A 2,978-nucleotide genomic window follows, 5' to 3' on the forward strand; every position below is an offset into this window, starting at 1 on the left:
CTTTGGAATACGGCGCAACACGAATACTCAACCTGTAGCGGCATGTGATCGGCGGTGAGCAATCATTGAGACACACCCGTTATAGGGTCAAGCGAACAAGTGCATGTGGTGGATGCCTTGGCGATCACAGGCGATGAAGGACGCGGTAGCCTGCGAAAAGCTCCGGGGAGCTGGCAAACGAGCTTTGATCCGGAGATGTCCGAATGGGGAAACCCACTCCTAATGGAGTATCCGTAGCTGAATCCATAGGCTACGTGAAGCGAACGCGGTGAACTGAAACATCTAAGTAACCGCAGGAAAAGAAATCAACCGAGATTCCCAAAGTAGTGGCGAGCGAAATGGGATCAGCCTGTACTCTTTATTCTCATTGTTAGTCGAACGCTCTGGAAAGTGCGGCCATAGCAGGTGATAGCCCTGTAGACGAAAACAGCGGGAAAGAACTGGGTGTACGAGAAGTAGGGCGGGACACGTGAAATCCTGTCTGAAGATGGGGGGACCATCCTCCAAGGCTAAATACTCGTGATCGACCGATAGTGAACCAGTACCGTGAGGGAAAGGCGAAAAGAACCCCGGGAGGGGAGTGAAACAGATCCTGAAACCGCATGCATACAAACAGTCGGAGCCTCGTAAGGGGTGACGGCGTACCTTTTGTATAATGGGTCAGCGACTTACATTCAGTGGCGAGCTTAACCGATTAGGGCAGGCGTAGCGAAAGCGAGTCCGAACAGGGCGTCCAGTCGCTGGGTGTAGACCCGAAACCAGGTGATCTATCCATGGCCAGGTTGAAGGCACGGTAACACGTGCTGGAGGACCGAACCCACTAACGTTGAAAAGTTAGGGGATGAGCTGTGGATAGGGGTGAAAGGCTAAACAAACCTGGAAATAGCTGGTTCTCTCCGAAAACTATTTAGGTAGTGCCTCGTGTATCACCTTCGGGGGTAGAGCACTGTCATGGTTGTGGGGTCCATTGCGGATTACTACGCCATAGCAAACTCCGAATACCGAAGAGTGCAATCACGGGAGACAGACATCGGGTGCTAACGTCCGGTGTCAAGAGGGAAACAACCCAGACCGCCAGCTAAGGTCCCCAAATATGGCTAAGTGGGAAACGAAGTGGGAAGGCTAAAACAGTCAGGAGGTTGGCTTAGAAGCAGCCACCCTTTAAAGAAAGCGTAATAGCTCACTGATCGAGTCGTCCTGCGCGGAAGATGTAACGGGGCTAAGCCATATACCGAAGCTGCGGATGCACATTTATGTGCATGGTAGGAGAGCGTTCCGTAAGCCTGCGAAGGTGCACTGGAAAGTGTGCTGGAGGTATCGGAAGTGCGAATGCTGACATGAGTAGCGATAAAGGGGGTGAAAGGCCCCCTCGCCGTAAGCCCAAGGTTTCCTACGCAACGTTCATCGGCGTAGGGTGAGTCGGCCCCTAAGGCGAGGCAGAAATGCGTAGCTGATGGGAAGCAGATTAATATTTCTGCACCATTGTGAAATGCGATGGGGGGACGGATCGCGGAAGGTTGTCCGGGTGTTGGAAGTCCCGGTCGCTGCATTGGAGAGGGTGCCCTGGCAAATCCGGGCACAGGACTCAAGGGTGTGGCGCGAGCTTCTTCGGAAGCGAAGCAACTGGAAGGGGTTCCAGGAAAAGCCTCTAAGCTTCAGTTTCACAGTGACCGTACCGCAAACCGACACAGGTGGGCGAGATGAGTATTCTAAGGCGCTTGAGAGAACTCGGGAGAAGGAACTCGGCAAATTGGTACCGTAACTTCGGGATAAGGTACGCCCTGGTAGCTTGACTGGCCTGCGCCAGGAGGGTGAAGGGGTTGCAATAAACTGGTGGCTGCGACTGTTTAATAAAAACACAGCACTCTGCAAACACGAAAGTGGACGTATAGGGTGTGACGCCTGCCCGGTGCCGGAAGATTAAATGATGGGGTGCAAGCTCCTGATTGAAGTCCCGGTAAACGGCGGCCGTAACTATAACGGTCCTAAGGTAGCGAAATTCCTTGTCGGGTAAGTTCCGACCTGCACGAATGGCGTAACGATGGCCACACTGTCTCCTCCCGAGACTCAGCGAAGTTGAAGTGTTTGTGATGATGCAATCTCCCCGCGGCTAGACGGAAAGACCCCATGAACCTTTACTGTAGCTTTGCATTGGACTTTGAACCGGTCTGTGTAGGATAGGTGGGAGGCTGTGAAGTTGGGACGCCAGTCTCAATGGAGCCGTCCTTGAAATACCACCCTGATCTGTTTGAGGTTCTAACCTTGGTCCGTGATCCGGATCGGGGACAGTGCATGGTAGGCAGTTTGACTGGGGCGGTCTCCTCCCAAAGTGTAACGGAGGAGTACGAAGGTACGCTAGGTACGGTCGGAAATCGTGCTGATAGTGCAATGGCATAAGCGTGCTTGACTGTGAGACTGACAAGTCGAACAGGTGCGAAAGCAGGTCATAGTGATCCGGTGGTTCTGTATGGAAGGGCCATCGCTCAACGGATAAAAGGTACTCTGGGGATAACAGGCTGATACCGCCCAAGAGTTCATATCGACGGCGGTGTTTGGCACCTCGATGTCGGCTCATCTCATCCTGGGGCTGTAGCCGGTCCCAAGGGTATGGCTGTTCGCCATTTAAAGAGGTACGTGAGCTGGGTTTAAAACGTCGTGAGACAGTTTGGTCCCTATCTGCCGTGGGCGCTGGATATTTGAAGGGGGCTGCTCCTAGTACGAGAGGACCGGAGTGGACGAACCTCTGGTGTACCGGTTGTCACGCCAGTGGCATCGCCGGGTAGCTATGTTCGGAAGAGATAACCGCTGAAAGCATCTAAGCGGGAAACTCGCCTTAAGATGAGATATCCCCGGGGCTTCGAGCCCCTTGAAGGGTCGTTCAAGACCAGGACGTTGATAGGTCAGGTGTGCACGTACAGTAATGTACTGAGCTAACTGATACTAATTGCCCGTAAGGCTTGATCCTATAACAGGTGTGT

1 rRNA gene is annotated in these 2,978 nt (G+C 53.2%); it reads left to right on the plus strand.

From position 1 onward, the window contains the following. Positions 1–85 precede the first annotated feature (85 nt). Positions 86–2,965, plus strand: a 23S ribosomal RNA gene (locus AB4Y34_RS41305). The last annotated feature ends 13 nt before the right edge of the window (positions 2,966–2,978 follow it).

It is taken from the genome of Paraburkholderia sp. BR10954, assembly GCF_040965775.1.
GTDB lineage: Bacteria > Pseudomonadota > Gammaproteobacteria > Burkholderiales > Burkholderiaceae > Paraburkholderia > Paraburkholderia youngii.